General features: G+C 63.2%; 16 protein-coding genes and 2 rRNA genes. 11 read left to right on the top strand and 7 right to left on the bottom strand.

What is annotated here, in order from left to right; translation table 11 throughout:
* From AOG28_RS02310 to rlmM, 3 genes are all read left to right on the top strand, one after another.
* Positions 1-228 (top strand): 23S ribosomal RNA (locus tag AOG28_RS02310); the annotation flags it as partial.
* Positions 229-364: 136 nt separating this feature from the next.
* Positions 365-480, top strand: a 5S ribosomal RNA gene (gene rrf / locus AOG28_RS02305).
* A gap of 210 nt (positions 481-690) precedes the next feature.
* Entirely contained in the window at positions 691-1,764 is a 1,074-nt protein-coding gene (gene rlmM, locus AOG28_RS02300) for a 23S rRNA (cytidine(2498)-2'-O)-methyltransferase RlmM (protein WP_054555210.1), read from the top strand.
* Positions 1,765-1,890: 126 nt separating this feature from the next.
* Here rlmM and AOG28_RS02295 read toward each other — a convergent pair whose 3' ends face one another.
* Entirely contained in the window at positions 1,891-2,175 is a 285-nt protein-coding gene (locus tag AOG28_RS02295) for an antibiotic biosynthesis monooxygenase family protein (protein ID WP_043335322.1), read from the bottom strand.
* 62 nt (positions 2,176-2,237) lie between these two features.
* On the opposite strand from AOG28_RS02295, the gene tusA reads away from it, so the two are divergent.
* Complete coding sequence (gene tusA, locus AOG28_RS02290; RefSeq protein WP_054555155.1) at positions 2,238-2,483, top strand: sulfurtransferase TusA; 246 nt, start codon at positions 2,238-2,240, stop codon at positions 2,481-2,483.
* A 41-nt stretch (positions 2,484-2,524) separates the two neighbouring features.
* Here tusA and AOG28_RS02285 read toward each other — a convergent pair whose 3' ends face one another.
* Together AOG28_RS02285 and AOG28_RS02280 are read right to left on the bottom strand one after the other, a co-directional pair.
* Entirely contained in the window at positions 2,525-3,259 is a 735-nt protein-coding gene (locus AOG28_RS02285; RefSeq protein WP_052384769.1) for a hypothetical protein, read from the bottom strand.
* A gap of 317 nt (positions 3,260-3,576) precedes the next feature.
* Entirely contained in the window at positions 3,577-5,013 is a 1,437-nt protein-coding gene (locus AOG28_RS02280; protein WP_054555209.1) for an MATE family efflux transporter, read from the bottom strand.
* Positions 5,014-5,394: 381 nt separating this feature from the next.
* Here AOG28_RS02280 and AOG28_RS02275 point away from each other — a divergent pair, with 381 nt between their 5' ends.
* The 5 genes from AOG28_RS02275 to AOG28_RS02255 all read left to right on the top strand — a co-directional run bounded on the left by AOG28_RS02275 (position 5,395) and on the right by AOG28_RS02255 (position 11,764).
* Positions 5,395-5,967, top strand: a complete 573-nt coding sequence (locus AOG28_RS02275; RefSeq protein ID WP_054555154.1) for an elongation factor P hydroxylase — start codon at positions 5,395-5,397, stop codon at positions 5,965-5,967.
* 236 nt (positions 5,968-6,203) lie between these two features.
* A complete protein-coding gene (locus AOG28_RS02270) occupies positions 6,204-7,250 on the top strand; it encodes a Fe(3+) ABC transporter substrate-binding protein (RefSeq protein ID WP_225347558.1) in 1,047 nt (348 codons plus the stop codon).
* Positions 7,251-7,391: 141 nt separating this feature from the next.
* Positions 7,392-9,200: an ABC transporter permease gene (locus AOG28_RS02265; protein ID WP_082388150.1), complete on the top strand. Its 1,809-nt coding sequence runs from the start codon at positions 7,392-7,394 to the stop codon at positions 9,198-9,200.
* Between the two features lie 113 nt (positions 9,201-9,313).
* On the top strand, positions 9,314-9,850 hold the full coding sequence (locus AOG28_RS02260; RefSeq protein ID WP_043335366.1) for an HPP family protein: 537 nt from the start codon (positions 9,314-9,316) through the stop codon (positions 9,848-9,850).
* Positions 9,851-10,066: 216 nt separating this feature from the next.
* Entirely contained in the window at positions 10,067-11,764 is a 1,698-nt protein-coding gene (locus tag AOG28_RS02255; protein WP_082388149.1) for a DEAD/DEAH box helicase, read from the top strand.
* A gap of 91 nt (positions 11,765-11,855) precedes the next feature.
* On the opposite strand, the gene AOG28_RS02250 is transcribed toward AOG28_RS02255, so the two are convergent.
* Both AOG28_RS02250 and AOG28_RS02245 read right to left on the bottom strand, forming a co-directional pair.
* Positions 11,856-12,422, bottom strand: coding sequence for a hypothetical protein (locus AOG28_RS02250; protein WP_225347560.1), 567 nt, complete (start codon positions 12,420-12,422; stop codon positions 11,856-11,858).
* A gap of 48 nt (positions 12,423-12,470) precedes the next feature.
* Positions 12,471-13,421 carry a TatD family hydrolase gene (locus AOG28_RS02245; RefSeq protein ID WP_082388148.1) on the bottom strand — a complete coding sequence of 317 codons (951 nt, stop codon included), beginning with the start codon at positions 13,419-13,421 and terminating at the stop codon, positions 12,471-12,473.
* A 326-nt stretch (positions 13,422-13,747) separates the two neighbouring features.
* Between AOG28_RS02245 and AOG28_RS02240 the strand changes: the two genes are divergently transcribed.
* A complete protein-coding gene (locus AOG28_RS02240) occupies positions 13,748-15,685 on the top strand; it encodes an ATP-binding cassette domain-containing protein (protein ID WP_043335312.1) in 1,938 nt (645 codons plus the stop codon).
* 167 nt (positions 15,686-15,852) lie between these two features.
* On the opposite strand, the gene AOG28_RS02235 is transcribed toward AOG28_RS02240, so the two are convergent.
* Positions 15,853-16,305, bottom strand: coding sequence for a universal stress protein (locus AOG28_RS02235; protein ID WP_043335309.1), 453 nt, complete (start codon positions 16,303-16,305; stop codon positions 15,853-15,855).
* Between the two features lie 209 nt (positions 16,306-16,514).
* On the opposite strand from AOG28_RS02235, the gene AOG28_RS02230 reads away from it, so the two are divergent.
* The gene (locus AOG28_RS02230) at positions 16,515-17,063 is read left to right on the top strand and encodes a hypothetical protein (RefSeq protein WP_054555152.1); all 549 of its coding nucleotides are present in this window, start codon (positions 16,515-16,517) and stop codon (positions 17,061-17,063) included.
* Positions 17,064-17,187: 124 nt separating this feature from the next.
* On the opposite strand, the gene slyA is transcribed toward AOG28_RS02230, so the two are convergent.
* Entirely contained in the window at positions 17,188-17,634 is a 447-nt protein-coding gene (gene slyA, locus AOG28_RS02225) for a transcriptional regulator SlyA (RefSeq protein WP_043335305.1), read from the bottom strand.
* Positions 17,635-17,749: the final 115 nt, after the last annotated feature.

The raw sequence follows: 17,749 nt of genomic DNA, 5'->3' as shown, positions 1-17,749 counted from the left end.
GAACCTCTGGTGTTCGGGTTGTCATGCCAATGGCATTGCCCGGTAGCTACGTTCGGACGGGATAACCGCTGAAAGCATCTAAGCGGGAAGCCCCCTTCAAGATGAGACTTCCCTGAGGCCTTGCGCCTCCTGAAGGGCCCTTGAAGACTACAAGGTTGATAGGCTGGGTGTGGAAGCACAGCAATGTGTTGAGCTAACCAGTACTAATTGCCCGTGAGGCTTGACCATATAACACCCAAGGGGTTTGCATAGGCAAACGCCGGGATTGCGACAGGATCGAGACATATCGGTCAGCATGATTCATATTGCGAGTCACGAGGCCAAAAGCCTCGAGACTCAGGCATCGCAAGATGCCACCGTTTCGCCTGACGACCATAGCGAGCGTGAACCACCCGATCCCATGCCGAACTCGGAAGTGAAACCGCTTAGCGCCGATGGTAGTGTGGAGTTTCTCCATGTGAGAGTAGGTCATCGTCAGGCACTTATACCGAACCGCCCCTGTAGCCTTGCTGCAGGGGCGGTTCTCTTTGTGGTGAGAAAAGTTGCGCAAAGCAAGAGATGTACGCGCTTCGTGAGGCGTCTGCTGCGCCCATGACGACGGCCTGAGCGTTGTCACAGCCCCATCACGTACATGCACGCTTGTAGAAGGCAGCGGCGAGAAGCTAGACTCCCCAGCCTTCTGTATTGGAGATGATGATGCAACCTCAAGAACTGTTGCTGTATTGCCGCCCTGGCTTCGAGGCCGACCTGGCCGCAGAAGTCAGCGAGAAAGCGGCGTATATCGGCACGCCGGGTTATCCGATTGCGGCACGCGACAGTGGCTTCGTGCGTTATGTGGTGACGGGTGAAGAGCCCGCCAACGCCCTGCATCGTGACATGCCGCTACAGGCGTTGGTCTTCGCTCGTCAGACCCTGGTGGCACTGGAGCCGCTGGTCGGCATGTCGCGGGAGAATCGTGTCTCGCCGATTCTGCAGCAGGTGGTCGACGCCGGCTGGAGCTTCGAGGAGATCCGCCACGAGATGCCGGATACCAATGATGGCAAGGCACTGTCGGGGCTGGGCAAGGCCGTCGGTCGTCCGCTGGAATCCGCGCTCAAGAAGCGGGGCGCCCTGCGCCGCAAGGCCGGTGGTCGGGCGTTGCATGTCTTCTGGACAGATGGCGATGAAGTCCAGCTGGGCATGAGCTTCCCGGGCAACCGCAGCGAATATGCCAATGGCATTCGTCATCTGCGTTCGCCGAGTCGTGCGCCCAGCCGCTCCACGCTCAAGCTGGAAGAGGCGTGGCACGAATTCGTGCCGCGCGATCAGTGGGAGCGTCGCATCGCCACTGGCATGCAGGCAGCGGATCTTGGTGCCGCCCCGGGTGGCTGGACCTTCCAGCTGGTCGAGAAGGGCATGTTCGTGTTCGCGATCGACAATGGTCCGATGAACAAGGACCTGATGGCGACAGGGCAGGTCGAGCATCTCAAGGAAGACGGCTTCACCTGGGAGCCGCCGCTGCGCCTGGATTGGCTGGTCTGCGATATCGTCGACAAGCCGATTCGTGTGACCGAGATGGTCGAGCGCTGGCTGAAGAAGCGCTGGTGCAACGAGGCCGTCTTCAACCTCAAGCTGCCGATGAAGCAGCGCTGGAAGGAAGTCTCTCGCTGCCTCGACTATCTGGCCGCCAGTCTCGAGCGTTCCAACGTCGGTGCCGAGATTCGCTGTCGTCATCTGTATCACGACCGTGAAGAGGTCACTGTGCACGTGCGCATCACGCACTGATTGGCTGTTGCTCAATCAGCATGCACGAGTGGCACATGCCCCATACAAGAACCCCACGGCCTGCCCAGGCCGTGGGGTTCTTGTATGATGGAGCATATGATGCCTTCGCTCGCCGGAGAGGCGCGCTCAGGTATGCTCCAGCAGGATTATCCGCTCTGGTTGGGATAGCATGGGCGCCAGGCGCGCCATCATGCGATCTCTGGCCGGACTGACCGACCATTCCTGCCACGCTCGCGCATCGCGCCATGAGGTGATCAGGATGCGGTGGCCCGCGCGGCCGGTTTCCATCAGGTTCTCGCCCGAGATGAAGCCCGGGACATGCGTGGCCTCGCGTACGACTTCACGCGAGGCCTGTTCGTAATCCTGTTCCAGTCCCGGCATGATATGCCGTTCGATCAGAACCTTGATCATGCCTGTCTCCCCTTTTTTGTACGTGCCGCCAGCCAGGGCGGCAGGATTGTCAGGAGTCTTCGATGACCGATATCACATTGCCCGAGGCCGATGCCGAACTGGAAACCAGTGGCCTGTATTGCCCGGAACCCATCATGATGCTGCACAACAAGGTGCGTGAGCTTGCCTCGGGTGACCTGTTGCGGGTAGTGGCGACCGACCCGGCCACCACCCGTGATGTGCCCAAGTTCTGCGCCTTTCTTGGCCACACCCTGGAACTGAGCCACGAGACGCCGGAACAGTTCCTGTATTACATCCGCATCAGTTGAGGCCCATCCGCAGCCGCTGAGTCGCTGGCCATGACTGGCCCTCAGGCTTCGCGGTCATGGACCTCGACGCAGACCTGATCGCTCTCGCCGGTCATCATCAGCGCGAGAGCCTCCAGCGTCGCCGGGTCCTGCTCGCGTATCTGATTGGCGATGGCGCGCTGGAAGAAATAGACCACATCGTGCCGGCTGCGCCCCGGGTACAGGCAGTCGTCGCCGGCCAGCACGGGTGTCTGGGTGACGCGAGCTTCATCGACCAGCAAGGCCTCGATGTTGCCATCGCTGTAGAGACGCCAGCCGAAGACCTGCTTGAGCTGCCACTGTGTCTCGCCGTTGGTCATGCACAGCGCATGGGTACCCAGCGTGTCCGGCAGTTGCTGCAGCAGCGTCGTCTTGTCCGAGACTTCATAGTCGTAATAGGCCGCGGCATGTTCGAGCTCGAACACCTTGTGGTCAGGCGCCAGCATGAAGACTTCGTCGGTTTCCGGGTCGCGATAGCCGACGAAATGCCCCTGCTGGGGGTCTTCCAGCTCGTGGCAGGGCATCAGCCCCTCCATCCACGGCACCATGCCGACGACTTCACCATCCTCGCGCAGCCCCCAGGCCAGTACCGGAATGCTGTAATAGCTGTCCGGATCGCTGTCGAGCTGATAGAGCATTTCCAACCCGTCGTGTTCCGGCGCCAGCCGGAGAATACGACGTCGTGCACGCATCCTGTCACGCATGACACTCAGGTCGATGACCTTGGCGGAGCGGGGGGAAGATACTGGTACGCCCATGACGAACCCTCCTCAGCAGCTTGTCGATCGTCCTCGGCGTGTGCTGGTGCGTTCTCTCGCTTCTGCCATGTGTGTCGTCAGCGAGAGAGCACTGCCTTGAATAACCATTAGCACAGCCAGAGCCCTGACGGTAACCCCTCCTTGGACGAAATGACCGTCTATCAGCTTTTTCGTGTTTAAACGCAAAAGCCCCGCGTCACCCTGTCGGGTGTCGCGGGGCTTGCTCATCAAGTCGTTTCAGGCAGCTGTCAGCCCAGCATCCCGGCCGAGCTTCCTGTTGGAATGCAGGCTGAGATGCAGGTGCTATCCGCCAGGCATCACTGGCTCGCCAATGCCTCGTCACGCACGCCACGGCGCGCGATGATCCACAGGCGCCAGCCGAGCAGCAGCGCCGCCACGGTCAACCCGGCCACCATGCCGATCCAGTAGCCATAGACGCCCATCTGCTCGATGGACCAGGGCGAGATCGGGAAGGCCTCACTGCCGACACCCAGCAGGTGTCCGCCTCCCAGCCCGACCACCCAGTAGGCGAACATGGTGATCAGCATGATGATGCGCGTGTCCTTGAAGCCGCGCAGTGCCCCTGCCATGGCGACCTGCAGGGAGTCCGAGACCTGATAGAGCATCGCCAGGGTGATCAGCGACATGGCCAGGACCTGGACCTTGAGGTTGCTGGTGTAGAGCGCCACGGCCGGCTCGGCCAGTACCCAGATCACGATGTCATTCACCAGCGCCACCACCAGCGAGAAGGCCACGCCATTCCAGGCCACGAAACGTGCTTCGCGCATGTCGCCGCGGCCGATGGTGTGGCCGACGCGCACGGTCAGGGCCATCGCCATCGACAGCGGCAGCATGAACAGCAGCGAGGTGAAGTTGAGCGCGACCTGGTGGGCCGCGACCTTGATCTCGCCGAAGCTGGCCACGAACAGGGCGATGACCGTGAACAGCGTGACCTCGAAGAAGATCGCGATCCCGATCGGCAGGCCGACCTTGAGCAGTTCGCCCATCTGCTTGAAGTGGGGGGCGCTAGGCTGGCACCACAGCGCCACGGCGCGATACACGCTGCTGTAACGCGTGTAGGCGAACATGCTCAGGCACATGATCCACATCGCAAGGCCGGTGGCGATACCGCAGCCGGCGGCGCCCATGGCCGGAATGTCGCCCAACAGTCCCGGCAAGGTGATCCCCAGCAGGTCATCCACGCCTGCAGACCCGTAGATCAGCACGTAATTGAGCGGGATGTTCGATATCAGGCCGATCAGGCTGATGATCAGTGCCGGGCGGGTATGGTTCATGCCGTCCGAGTAGGCGCGCAAGACCTGATAGAAGGCGGCACCCGGCATGCCCCAGGCGATGGCCATCAGGTAGAGAGTCGCCTGCTCGGCCACGGCCTCTGGCACCTCCATCAGCGTGAAGATCGGCGCGGCCAGATACCACAGCGCAAGCCCGGACAGGCTGCCGAGCACCAGCGAGATCCACAGCGATTGATGCACGTTGCCACGCACCTCACCGCTGCGATTGCCCCCCATCAATTGCGCGACCACCGGCGTCAGACCCATCAGGGTGCCCGCCATCAGCAGCAGCAGAGGTACCCACAGGCTTGAGCCCACCGACACGGCTGCCAGGTCCGTGGCCGAGGAACGCCCCGTCATCAACACGTCCACGGCACTCATGCCTGCCTGAGCCAGCTGCGCGCCACAGATCGGCAGCGCCAGGGTCAGCAGGCGTGAGGTTTCCGCTCTGACGCGGGGCATCAGTGGCGGAGGCGGAGAACCGGGGGCCGTCTGAGGCTTGGAGGGGGTGGATGAATCGGCGGGGGGCACGGCAGGCTCCTGCTAGTAATCGAGAATCATTCTTGCTTGGCGCGCCATCCTAGCAGATAAGCAGGTTTCATGAACGCAAGCTGATGAATTATCACGGCTGTGAGCGACACTGTCAGCTGAAATGACGCGCTATACGCTAGCCACGTACAATGATCCATCCGACAGAGCAGGTCTTCCTGCTGTCACCGAATGCCCACACACTGCCAGCGCTTGCCGAGAATTGCCGTGTCGTCCCATGAGTCCCTACCTGCCGTCCATTGCTCTGATTCCGCCAGCGGGAGTCCCCGTCGTGCGCATGACCTCGCCACCTTGATGGCGTTGTTCGACGGCCTGTTCGGCGACACCTTCAATACCTTGCTGCGCTGTGATCCCGAAGAGCCACTGTATCTTCCGGCCGGCATGCAGGGGGAAGGCAGGCATGTCCCGGAATCAGAGCTTGGCTATCACCGCATCTATCTGGCACGTGGCTTCTTTTCCAGTGCGCTGCATGAGATCAGCCATTGGTGCATCGCAGGCGCCAGACGGCGGCTCGAGGAAGATTACGGCTACTGGTATGCGCCGGATGGCCGCGACGCCGAGCAGCAGCGCGCCTTCGAGAGTGTCGAGGTCGCGCCGCAAGCGCTGGAGCTGCTGTTTCACCGGGCGGTGGGCAAGCCGTTTCATGTCAGCGTCGACAATCTTGAGCTGGAGGTGGATCGAGACGCCTTCGCGCAACGTGTGATGCAGCGCGCTGCCGATGTCGAGCAGCGCGGCCTGCCCGCCCGCGCCGCAGCCTTCCGCCACGCACTCGCCGGTGTCTGGCAGCAGGGGATGCCGCTTGAGCAGACCATCGCCCTTGCCAGGTCCCTGTTGCCTGCGGTGGGGGAGGACGGCCGGCTGGCGTGATGCCTTGTCTGCGCATGCCAGCCGGCAGTGGCGTCGCCCGTTGGGCGTGCCACACGGAACTCACCTCCCTGAGCGGGATTGCATTATCTGCAAATCAGCGTTGCACTCACGTTGCAGGTGTCAGGGCTTTGTGATTAGAATGATTCGCATTGACACAATGGTTCCGCTTTTACTGGCCTGCAGGTCTGCTCATGGCAGTCCTCGTCAGGACAGAACACCTTGAACAGGGGTATTCGATGACTGCTGTATCCATGATTTCTGCATCCTCCGCTCGCAAGCTGTTGTTGAGTGCGCTGGTCGGCGTGACGGCTGTCACGGCCATGCCGGCGCAAGCCCAGGAAGAGGTGAACGTCTACTCCTATCGTCAGGCCTATCTGATCGAGCCGTTCCTCAAGGAGTTCACCGAGGAGACCGGCGTCAAGGTCAACGTGGTATTCGCCAAGCAGGGTCTGGCCGAGCGTCTCAAGCGTGAGGGTCGCAACACGCCGGCTGACGTCCTGCTGACGGTGGATATCGGTCGCCTGCAGGAGCTGGTCGACGAAGAGCTGGTCAAGAGCGTCAATGACGACGTCATCGAAGCCAACCTGCCCGAGCAGTATCACGGCCCTGACAACCAGTGGTTCGGTATCACCACCCGTGCCCGCGTGCTCTACACCAGCGTCGAGCGCCTCGAGGCCGGTCAGGTCGCAAGCTATGACGACCTGGCGGACCCGAGCCTCAAGGGCCGTGTCTGTTCGCGTGCAGGTGATCACCCCTACAACGTGGCATTGATCGCCTCGCGTATCGCCCACAACGGCGAGGAAGCGACCCGCGAATGGCTGGAAGGCTTCAAGGACAACCTGGCGCGCAAGCCGCAGGGCGGGGACCGCGATCAGATCAAGGCGATTCGTGACAACGTCTGTGACGTGGCCATCGGCAACAGCTACTACTACGGCAAGATGCTCGACAACGACGAGCAGCGTCCGTGGGCCGAGAAGGCACGCATCGAGTTCCCGGACCAGAACGGTGTCGGCACGCACATGAACATCTCCGGCATGGCGATGACCAAGTACGCGCCGCACGAAGAGAATGCGCTCAAGCTGATGCGCTTCTTGACCGAGAAGACCGCCCAGCACATGTATGCCGAGGTCAATTTCGAGTATCCGGCCAACCCGGCTGCCGAAAGCTCGGAGCTGCTGACGTCCTGGGGCGAGTTCAAGCAGGATGACCTCTCGCTGACCGAGGTCGCCAAATACCGCAAGCGTGCTGCTCAGATGGTCAATGAAGTCGGCTTCAACCAGTAACGGCACTCACCGCTGGCCTAAGCCATCGGGTGGGATGTCATGAACGAAGAGGGGCTGTCGCGATGCGACAGCCCCTCTTCGTTTGAGTGAACAATGTAAAATAGACGCAATTGCAGTTGGCAGGTCAGTGAGGAAGAACAGATGACGCAAGGCAAGCGGCTGTTGGCAAAGCGAGGTGCGAGCCTTGAAGAAGAAGCCTGCACGGCAACCAGCGCGACGGAGCTCGCCTTGGAGCGCGCGACTCTCAGCACGTCAGGCGCCGAAGACGCGGCGATAAGACGCCGTCAGCGGCGCCTGGGCACGCACATGGGGTGGTTCGCGACGGCCTGGGGGGTCGCCGCGCTGGTGGTGATGCCGGTGCTGGCCGTCATCTGGCTGGCGTTGTTCGGCGATGATGGCAGTGATCAGGCCGGTGACGGCATCTGGCCGCACCTCGTCTCCACCGTGCTGCCTGACTACGTCATGACAAGTCTGGCGCTGGTGGCTGGCGTGGCGGTGCTCAGCGGCAGCATGGGCGTGGTGTCGGCGTGGCTGACCACCATGTATCAGTTCCCGCTGCGGCGTACCTTCGAGTGGTCGTTGCTGCTGCCGTTCGCGATTCCCGCCAACGTCATCGCCTACATCTACACCGATGTCTTCGAATATGCCGGGCCCTTCCAGGGCGCGCTGCGTGCGCTGTTCGGCTGGGACTCGCCGCAGGATTACTACTTCCCCGAGATACGCAGTCTGGGCGGCGCCATCCTGATGCTGTCGCTGGTGCTGTTTCCGTATGTCTTCATGCTGGCGCGCTCGGCATTTCTCGATCAATCGCCGTCACTGCGCGATGCCAGCCGCACCCTGGGCTGCAATGGCTGGCAGAGCTTCTGGCGCGTGGCGCTGCCCAGTGCACGCCCGGCGATCGCCGTCGGTCTGGCGCTGGCGATGATGGAGGCGCTCAATGATTTCGGCACCGTCGATTACTTCGCGGTGCGTTCGCTGACTGCCGGCATCTTCAATGTGTGGCTCAACATGGGCAGCCTGCGCGGTGCGGCCCAGATCGCGCTGTGCCTGATGATCTTCGTGGTCACGCTGATCTGGCTGGAACGGCATGCCCGGCGCCGGCAGCGTCAATTCGGCAAGGGCGATCGCTATCGTCGCTATCGTCGTCCGACCCTGCATGGCTGGCGCGCCGGACTGGCGACACTGGCTTGCCTGTTGCCGCTGCTGTTCGGCTTCCTGTTGCCGGTGGGGCTGCTGACGCGGCATGCCATTCGCTACTTCGAGGAGTCGTGGACGCCGGACTTCGCCGGTTACGCGCTCAATAGCCTGATGCTGTCGGTCAGTGCTGCCGTGCTGACGCTGATCATCGGGGTGCTGCTGGCCTACGCCAAGCGGCTGGATCGCACCGCCAGCGTACAGCAGGCGCTCAAGCTCTCGAGCCTCGGCTATGCCATGCCGGGCGCCGTGCTGGGGCTGGGTGTGCTGGTGCCGCTGTCCGGTTTCGACAATGCGCTGGACAGCTTCCTGCGCGCCAACTTCGGGTTCTCCAGCGGTCTGCTGCTGACGGGGACGATGGGCGCGATCATCATCGCCTATGTGGTGCGCTTCCTCGCCATCGCTGCGGGTTCCATCGAATCGAGCCTCGACAAGGTCACGCCCTCGATGGACATGGCGGCGCGCTCGCTGGGCGAGAACACCTTCTCGACACTTCGCCGGGTGCACCTGCCCTTGATCCGCCCCGGTCTGCTGACCGCGGCGCTGGTGGTGTTCGTCGATGCCATGAAGGAGCTGCCGGCCACCTTGCTGCTGCGGCCCTTCAACTTCGACACGCTCGCCACCCACGTCTATCAGTACGCCTCGGATGAAATGCTCGAGCAGGCGGCGTTGCCGGCGCTGGTGATCGTGGTGGTCGGTATCCTGCCGGTGATCGTGATCTCGCGCACCATCGTGGCCTCGCGCAGCGAGTCATGATGAAGACAGCGTCGGCATCAGCTTATTGCCATATGAGAGTTGTTCCTCGTGTGGAGATCGCCTAGGGTGCAGCGCTCGACACTGACAGGACAACGCCGGAGATGGTTCGCACGATGCTCAAGCCTTACGTAGCCAAGATGCGTGGTGGACCCCTGAAGCGGGGCAGGCCGCATGTTGCCGATGCCTTGTGGTCATGGCTCGGGGCCTTTCTGGGCATGGCGCTGATCGGCTGGCTGTCCTCGCACTATCTGGCGGTCAGCTCGCTGTTGCTGGTGGGGTCCTTCGGCGCGACCTCGGTGCTGCTCTACGGCGCGCCGCACAGTCCGCTGGCCCAGCCGCGCAATGTGCTGGGCGGCAACATGCTGTCGGCTCTGGTCGGTGTCGCCTGCTATCACTGGCTGGGCGATGGCTGGCTGGCGGCGGCCATGGCGGTCTCGGTGGCACTGCTGGTCATGCAGTTGACGCACACCCTGCACCCGCCGGGCGGCGCCACGGCCTTGATCGCGGTGATCGGCGGTCAGCCGCTGCATGAGCTGGGCTACTGGTACGCCCTGTTGCCGGTGGGGCTTGGCTGCTTGGCGATGCTGGTGCTGGCGGTGTTGATCAACAATCTGGCACGTCATCGCCGCTATCCGCTGCACTGGCATTGAGCCCATCGGATGCGCGTTTCTGCAGGCGACGGCGGAAGATGGTAGACTGGGCCATCGCCTGACGCGAGCGACTGGCAGCAGCCGGATGAGGTCCCTCTGACCGACTCTTTCTTCTCTGCGCCTGATACGCCTCGCTCCCTCTCCCGGCACGTGCCCGGCCAGGCGCCATTCCTTAATGATCGACCAGCACGTGGCCGGTCAGCCGAAGAGATATTGATGACTGAGACTACTGCCAATTCCGTCCCGGCGTTTGCCTCCCTGGGGCTGTCCGCTCCTGTCCTGAAAGCGATCGCCGAGATGGGCTATTCCACGCCGTCTCCCGTCCAGGCAGGTGCGATTCCTGCCGTGCTGGAAGGCCGTGATGTGATGGCTGCCGCGCGCACCGGTACCGGCAAGACTGCCGGTTTCGCCCTGCCGCTGGTCGAGCGCCTCTCGCAGAGCGCTCCCGCGGGTGCCCGCAAGATCAAGGCCCTGATCGTCACGCCTACGCGTGAACTGGCCGCGCAGATCGACGAGAACGTCACTGCCTATTCCCGTCACCTGAAGCTTCGCAACGCCGTGGTATTCGGTGGCGTGAAGATCAACCCGCAGATCAGCCGCCTGTCCTCTGGCGTCGAGATACTGACCGCCACGCCGGGCCGCCTGCTGGACCTGCACTCCCAGAAGGCCATCGACTTCTCCGATCTCGAGACGCTGGTGCTGGATGAAGCGGACCGCATGCTGGACATGGGCTTCATCCACGACATCCGTCGTCTGCTCAAGCTGCTGCCGACCAAGCGTCAGACGCTGCTGTTCTCCGCGACCTTCTCCGATGAGATTCGCGGCATGGCCAACAAGCTGCTGAATGACCCGGTGGCGGTGGAAGCCAGCCCGCGCAACACCACGGCCGAGAAGGTCGAGCAGCATATCCACACCGTGGAGAAGAGCCACAAGCCTTCGCTGCTCAAGCACCTGATCATCAAGGAAAACTGGCACCAGGTGCTGGTCTTCACCCGTACCAAGCACGGTGCCAACCGTCTGGCGACCAAGCTCGAGAAGTCCGGCATCAGTGCCGCGGCGATTCACGGCAACAAGAGCCAGAATGCACGTACCAAGGCACTGGCCGGCTTCAAGAACGGCGAAGTGCGCGTGCTGGTCGCGACGGACATCGCGGCGCGTGGCCTGGATATCGAGCAGTTGCCGCAGGTCGTGAACTACGAACTGCCCAACGTGCCGGAAGACTACGTGCACCGTATCGGGCGTACCGGCCGTGCCGGCGCCAGCGGGCGTGCCATCTCGCTGGTCTCCAGCGATGAGCGCAAGGAACTCGGCGGCATCGAGCGTCTGCTCAAGGGCAAGCTCAAGCGCGTCGAAGTGGAAGGTTTCGTGCCGGAAGTCGATGTCGAGCCGGAACGTGAGCCGCGTCAGCCGCGTGGTGGTCAGCGCTCTGGCGGCCAGCGTACTGGCGGCAAGCCTGCCGCTGAAGGCCGTGGCAATGGCGGCCAGCGCTCTGGCGGCCAGCGTTCGGGCGGCGCGCGTTCTGAAGGTCAGCGTACTGGCGGCAAGCCTGCCGCTGAAGGCCGTGGCAATGGCGGCCAGCGCACTGGCGGCAAGCCTGCTGGTGAAGGTCGTGGCAATGGCGGCCAGCGTTCTGGCGGGCAGCGCTCTGAAGGTCAGCGTTCTGGCGGCGCGCGCTCGGGCGGCCAGCGCACTGGTGGTCAGCCTCAGCAGACCGCGCGTGTCGATGATGACAACCGCGGCAACCGTGCACCGGTGCAGCGTGAAGTCGATGGCAATCGCGTCGCGCCGCAGCCGGAGGTGAACGGCAACCGTGCGCCGAATGCGCCGAGCAATGATGAGCGTCCGCGTCGCCGCTCACGTGGTGGTCGCAACCGCTCCAGCGGTGGCAACGGTGGTGGCCGCTCCAACGGCTGAGCCGCGCCGTAGAGGCCAAGGCTTGAACACAAACGCCCCGACAACCTTGCGGTTGTCGGGGCGTTTGCGTGTCGGGAGCAGGAGCGTCTGATCAGACGTCTTCTTCCCAGTCGATCTCGTAATCCGGGCCAGTGCCCTGGATGTCCTGCTCGCCACGCACGCCATCACCGCGCAGGCGGGTATGGATGGCCAGCATCACCAGCACCTCGTTGTCCGGGCGGAACGGCTGCAGGCCCTGTTCGAACAGCATGTTGTTGCGCTCGCGCGCCCAGTCACCCGGGGCAAGCTCAGGGTAGAGGCCTTCCGCCGGCGCGAACTCGATGAAGGGGTCCATGTTGTAGGCGTCGAACAGGCGGGCCAGTGCCTGCTCGTCATCCATGACGCCGGTGGTATAGAGCGTGGTCTGGTAGTAGTCCTGCTCCAGCTCCTTGAGCACATCGAGGGGGCTGACGCCGAAGCTGCGCAGGTCGTCCAGGCTGTAGTCGCCCAGCTCCAGCATCTCGCCATCCAGCCATTCGTCATCCGGCTGGATCAGTACATGCTTCATCTGGCCATCGGGCAGCGCCCAGGCGATGGCCAGCGGCAGACTGGAGTCCTCGCCGGTCTCGACGGCGATGAAGGCGGGGAAGTCCCCTGTTTCGGGTTCATATTCGTGCATGGTGATGTCCAGAGCAGGGAAGCGTACAGGGAAAGTCGTTGATGCCGATTACAGGCGGAAGAAGCGTGTGGCAGTGGCGGTGGTGGCCTGTGCGAGTTCTTCCATGTCGATACCACGCAGCGCCGCGACCTCCGCCATGATCCACACCAGCAGTGAGGGTTCATGACGGCGCCCCTTGAGCTTGGCGGGCAGATTGCGCGGTACCAGATAGGGGCAATCGGTTTCCAGCATCAGGCGTTCGAGGGGAATCTCGCGGCACAGGCTGCGCAGGTGTTCGCCTCGGCGCTCATCACACAGCCAGCCGGTCAGGCCGATGTGCAGGTCGAGATCGAGATAGCCGTAGAGCGTCTCGCGCTCACCGGTGAAGCAATGCACGACGGCGTGACTGATATCGTCGCGCCAGTGCTTGAGCATCTCGAGCATCTGGCGACCGGCGTCACGTTCATGCAGAAACAGCGGCAGGCCTATCTCGGCGGCCAGTATCAGCTGCGCTTCGAACGCTCGGGCCTGTTCGGCGGGCGTCGAGAAGTTGCGATTGAAATCGAGGCCACATTCCCCCACCGCGACGACCTCCGGCTGCGCCAGTAGCTCCCGGATGCCGCGTTCGACGCCGTCGTTCCACTGGCTGGCATCATGCGGATGCACACCGGCGGTGGCAGAAAGGCCACGATAGCGTGCCGCCAGCGCCTGGGCCTCACGCGAGCCATCCAGGCTGGTGCCGGTCAGGATCTGCTGGCTGATGCCCGCCGCGCGTGCTCGCAGCAAGGTGCCCTCGATGTCGCGCGCGTAGCTCTCATGCGTCAGGTTGACGCCGATGTCGACCAGCGCAGAGGGGCTGGCGAAACGCAGCTCCGGTGCCAGCAGCGTCAGCGCGGCCGCGATATCGGCCTCGCCGAGTTCAAGGTCGTCACACAAGGCGGCAAGCGTCTCGTCGGACAGCCGCTCGCTATCATAGTAGGGCAGGGAGGCAGGATCGGCATGCGGGGGAAGCGCGGACATCGGACACCCTTGGGATCGCGGGGAGGGAGAAGACACGTGACAGCGCAAGGCCGGGCAACAGCCCGTCGGCCTGGCACTCGATAGCGCTGCATGACAGGCGGGCCTTGTCAGTGCAGGGCACGTGACGTGATTTCAAGCGGTCGGCCATTCTACCCAAGGCGCCGGCGTCTTTCAGCCCTTGCGGCGTCTTCCATCGCCTGCACGCTGCGCCTCGGGTAGAATGGCAGCATTCTCCGGCGCGCGTCGCTGGCGGCGGCCTGTCCGCCTGACTCCCACTTCCTCCGTGGCCTTCCCGGCCGTGGACCCGTCACGAGTTGCTGCTGCACATGGCATTGTTACGACTGGAAAATCTTCAGCTGGCCTATGGCCATCACGTCTTGCTCAACGGGGCGGACCTTGTCGTCGAGCGCGGCGAGCGTCTGGCGCTCGTCGGCCGCAACGGCACCGGCAAGTCGACCCTGCTCAAGCTGATCACCGGCGAATTCCAGGCCGATGCCGGTGAGCTGTGGAAGGCGCCGGGCCTCAAGATCGGCGTGCTCTCGCAGGACCTGCCGGCCGCCGAAGGACGCACCATCTTCGATATCGTCGCTGAAGGGCTGCCGAAGGCGGGCGCGTTGCTGGCGGAATATCATCATCTGATCAGCGACCCCGAGCCGGACCTCAAGCGTCTCGAGCACGTGCAGGTCGCGCTGGAAAGCGTCGATGGCTGGCAGTTTCAGCAGCGCATCGATACCGTGCTGACCCGCCTGGGCCTGCCGGAAGACACCATGATGGAAGACCTGTCCGGCGGCTGGCGTCGTCGTGTCGCACTGGCGCGTGCGCTGGTGTCCGACCCGGATCTGCTGCTGCTCGATGAGCCGACCAACCATCTGGATCTCGATACCATCGCCTGGCTGGAAGAGCAGGTCGCGGCCTTCTCCGGCGCCGTGCTGTTCATCACCCACGACAGGGCCTTCCTGAAGCGCCTCGCGACCCAGATTCTGGAGCTGGACCGTGGCCGTCTCGGGCGTTACCCGGGCGATTACGCGGCCTACCAGGCCCAGAAGCAGCACGAGATGGATGTCGAGGCCAAGGAGAACTCCGAGTTCGACAAGAAACTGGCCCAGGAAGAGACCTGGATCCGCCAGGGGGTCAAGGCGCGTCGTACCCGCAATGAAGGCCGTGTGCGTGAACTGGAGAAGATGCGTGCCGAGCGTGGCCAGCGGCGTGAAGTGCAGGGCCGTGCGCGTATCGCCGTCGACTCCGCCGAGCGCAGCGGCAAGCGGGTCGTGGAGCTGGAGAACGTCAGCTATCGCTACGACGAGGCGCAGGAGCAGTGGGTCATCCGTGACTTGAGCGTCGAGATCCAGCGCGGCGACAAGGTCGGCCTGCTCGGGCGCAACGGCGCGGGCAAGACCACGCTGCTGCACATCCTGCTCGGTCAGCTGGAAGCCAGCGAAGGCAAGCGCATCGAAGGCACCAAGCTGCAGATCGCCTACTTCGATCAGCTGCGCAAGGGCCTCGACATGGAAGCCACCGTCTACGACAACGTGGCGCGCGGCAGCGACCGTGTCACGGTCGGCGGGCGTGACATGCACGTGATGAGCTACCTGCAGAACTTCCTGTTCACGCCGGACCGCGCGCGTCAGCCGGTACGTTCGCTGTCAGGGGGCGAGTCCAACCGCCTGCTGCTGGCGCGTCTGTTCACCATGCCGGCCAACGTGCTGGTGCTCGATGAGCCGACCAACGACCTGGATGTCGAGACGCTGGAGCTGCTCGAGGAGCTGTTGCTCGACTTCGACGGCACCGTGCTGCTGGTTTCCCACGACCGTGCCTTCATGGACAACGTGGTCACCAACATCCTCGCCTTCGAGGGCGACGGGGTCGTCAAGCCGTATGTTGGGGGTTACAGCGACTGGATACGTCAGGGCGGGCATCTGCCGCCGGCGCCGTGGGAAGTCGAGCGTGAGCGTGAGGAAAAGCACCGTCGTGATGCCCAGGCAGAAGACGAGCGCCGCAAGCGTGAGGCCGCCCAGGCGCAGCAGGCCAACAAGAAGGTCAAGCTGCCCTACAAGTTCCAGCGCGAGCTGGACCTGATTCCGGCGACCATCGAGAAGCTGGAAGCGGAGATCGCGACGCTGGAAGCCGAGATCGCGGCACCGGAGTTCTACACCGGGGATGCCAAGGCGGTGAAGAACACGCTGGAGAAGCTCAGCCACAAGCAGCAGGTGCTGGAAGAGACGATGGAACGCTGGATGGAACTTGAGGCCATGCAGGAAGGCTGAAGCCGCAAGTGACGGTCATAAGTGACGATGCTTGATGACCGTGCCGTGCAGAAAGCCCGTCAGCTGAACACACAAGAGGGCTGCCCATGGGCAGCCCTCTTGTCGTCCCTCATAGGTCATCGACGTGAGGTGTCGTCTGGCATGAGGTGTCGTCTAGCCGGCCGCCATCATTCCTCGCTGTCATCCGCGCCGACGCGCACCGCCAGTACGTCACACTGGGCACCGTGCAGAACGCCCGTGGAGGTGGAGCCCAGCAGCAGCGCAAAGCCATGTCGACCATGCGAGCCGACCACGATCAGGTCCACGTCGTGTTCGGCCGCGAAGCGATGAATCTCGCTGTCCGGCATGCCGACCACCACGTACTGGTCTTCGGCGGCGATATCATGAGGGGAGGCGATCTCGCCAAGCCGTTCACGGGCGTGGGAATCCAGCTGGTCCTGGATGCTGGTCAGGTCCATCGGGATATCACCACCATAGGCAAAACCCAGCGGTTCCAGCGTATGGATGATGGAAATCTTGGCGCCGTTGCGCTTGGCGATCGGCAGTGCCCGCTCCAGCACCAGATGGGAATCCTTGGTCAGGTCGACAGCGACCAGTACATGCTTGTATTCGTTGCTCATCCTGAGGTCCTCCCGCAGAGGTTGGCCATTCGAGTGGCGTCGTGCACCTGCTTCCATGCTAGGCTTGCCGCCCCCTTGAACACAATGACTTACATCAACGTAATGGCAGTGCGTGATACGCAACACTGCGGGGCTGCTTAGCCTATATTGCGCTTTCACGCCATGTCCTGCTTGATGAAACCCTTGAATAGACAACCGTTGGATAGACGATGACGACTGCGCTGATCATCATTTTTGTCGTGCTGGCGATGCTGTCGCCGCTGACCTGGCTACGCCCCAGCAAACGCGAGACGCGCACTTCACTGGTCCGCAAGGCGGTGATCGCCGATGGCATGCGGGTGGATCTCAAGGCGCCGGCGCTTTCTGACGCGCCCAAGGGCATCGTCGGTTACCGCCGCCCCTGGCCGACCGAGCGCGATGTCACGCCCTTCATTCTGGTGCAGGATGAATGGGCCAGTGATGCCCTGCGTGAGGCGGTGCCGGGCTATCGCTGGCGCGAGGAGAGTCGCCTGGCGGATGATCCGGACGTCGCCGCGGCCTTGCTGCGCTTCACGCGCACGCTGCCGGAGGATGCCCTGATGCTGGAGTCGTCGCTCTCCGGCCTGACGCTGTGGTGGGGCGAGAGTCTGGATGTGGAGAGCTGCCACGACTGGCGGCGCGAATTCGAGGCCTTGCATGCGCTGTTGATCGACAAGGCGCCTATCTCGCACAAGCGTCGTCCGCTGGTGGGCACCGAGCCGAAGATGCCGGACGCCTGACACGCGCAGCCTTCCTGCCCGCAGAAAAAAGCCCCCATCGAGTCACTCGATGGGGGCTTTTTCATGTTCCGCTTGCGCTCATGTCCTGCAGGCGCGGCCGGCCATTTCCGGTCGGCGTGTAGTCTCAGGCGCTCTCCGGCACCTTCTCGGAGATTTCCAGGCCATTGCGCTCCATGACGCGCAGGCATTCACAGAATTGATCGACCTGCGCCTCGCTCAGGCCCTCGAGCATCTCGATGCGAGTCTGCTCGGCGATGGCATCGATCTTCTCGATCAGTGGCAGCGCCTTGCGGGTCAGGAAGATGCGCTTGGTGCGGCGGTCTTCCTCACAGGCACGGCGCTCGACCAGGCCCTGTTCGGTCAGTTGGTCCAGGGTGCGAACCAGCGACGGGGCTTCGATACCGATGGAGCGAGCCAGATCACATTGGGGCTGACCATCGCCCATGCGCCACAGGTGTACCAGCGTCATCCAGCGAGTCTGGGTCAGCCCTAGTGGGGACAGTCGCTGGTCCAGAATGGCGCGCCACAGGCGCGGCAGGCGGGAAAGCTTGAGTCCGATATCTTCATGCATGGATAGGTCGTCCGCTGAGTGCAAATGTGAAGGGGCTTTTGTCATTGGCGCGCGTCCAGTATCACTCAAACCTGAATGAGACTGATTCCTTGTGCGCGCCGCCCTTCACATCAGC

The sequence above is a fragment of the Cobetia sp. UCD-24C genome (assembly GCF_001306765.1).
In the GTDB taxonomy this organism is placed as follows: Bacteria; Pseudomonadota; Gammaproteobacteria; order Pseudomonadales; family Halomonadaceae; genus Cobetia; species Cobetia amphilecti.
The sequence above is the reverse complement of the archived record's forward strand: the minus strand, read 5'-3'. Positions and strand labels throughout refer to the sequence as shown.

What these genes read in the sequence shown, in the direction of transcription:
- AOG28_RS02285 (WP_052384769.1), bottom strand. Translation starts at nt 3,259, where the DNA reads ATGGGCGTACCAGTATCTTCCCCCCGCTCCGCCAAGGTCATCGACCTG.
- AOG28_RS02235 (WP_043335309.1), bottom strand. Translation starts at nt 16,305, where the DNA reads ATGAGCAACGAATACAAGCATGTACTGGTCGCTGTCGACCTGACCAAG.
- tusA (WP_054555155.1), top strand. Translation starts at nt 2,238, where the DNA reads ATGACCGATATCACATTGCCCGAGGCCGATGCCGAACTGGAAACCAGT.
- AOG28_RS02275 (WP_054555154.1), top strand. Translation starts at nt 5,395, where the DNA reads ATGGCGTTGTTCGACGGCCTGTTCGGCGACACCTTCAATACCTTGCTG.
- AOG28_RS02280 (WP_054555209.1), bottom strand. Translation starts at nt 5,013, where the DNA reads ATGCCCCGCGTCAGAGCGGAAACCTCACGCCTGCTGACCCTGGCGCTG.
- AOG28_RS02295 (WP_043335322.1), bottom strand. Translation starts at nt 2,175, where the DNA reads ATGATCAAGGTTCTGATCGAACGGCATATCATGCCGGGACTGGAACAG.
- slyA (WP_043335305.1), bottom strand. Translation starts at nt 17,634, where the DNA reads ATGCATGAAGATATCGGACTCAAGCTTTCCCGCCTGCCGCGCCTGTGG.
- AOG28_RS02240 (WP_043335312.1), top strand. Translation starts at nt 13,748, where the DNA reads ATGGCATTGTTACGACTGGAAAATCTTCAGCTGGCCTATGGCCATCAC.
- AOG28_RS02230 (WP_054555152.1), top strand. Translation starts at nt 16,515, where the DNA reads ATGACGACTGCGCTGATCATCATTTTTGTCGTGCTGGCGATGCTGTCG.
- AOG28_RS02270 (WP_225347558.1), top strand. Translation starts at nt 6,204, where the DNA reads ATGACTGCTGTATCCATGATTTCTGCATCCTCCGCTCGCAAGCTGTTG.
- AOG28_RS02260 (WP_043335366.1), top strand. Translation starts at nt 9,314, where the DNA reads ATGCTCAAGCCTTACGTAGCCAAGATGCGTGGTGGACCCCTGAAGCGG.
- AOG28_RS02265 (WP_082388150.1), top strand. Translation starts at nt 7,392, where the DNA reads ATGACGCAAGGCAAGCGGCTGTTGGCAAAGCGAGGTGCGAGCCTTGAA.
- AOG28_RS02245 (WP_082388148.1), bottom strand. Translation starts at nt 13,421, where the DNA reads ATGTCCGCGCTTCCCCCGCATGCCGATCCTGCCTCCCTGCCCTACTAT.
- AOG28_RS02250 (WP_225347560.1), bottom strand. Translation starts at nt 12,422, where the DNA reads ATGCACGAATATGAACCCGAAACAGGGGACTTCCCCGCCTTCATCGCC.
- AOG28_RS02255 (WP_082388149.1), top strand. Translation starts at nt 10,067, where the DNA reads ATGACTGAGACTACTGCCAATTCCGTCCCGGCGTTTGCCTCCCTGGGG.
- rlmM (WP_054555210.1), top strand. Translation starts at nt 691, where the DNA reads ATGATGATGCAACCTCAAGAACTGTTGCTGTATTGCCGCCCTGGCTTC.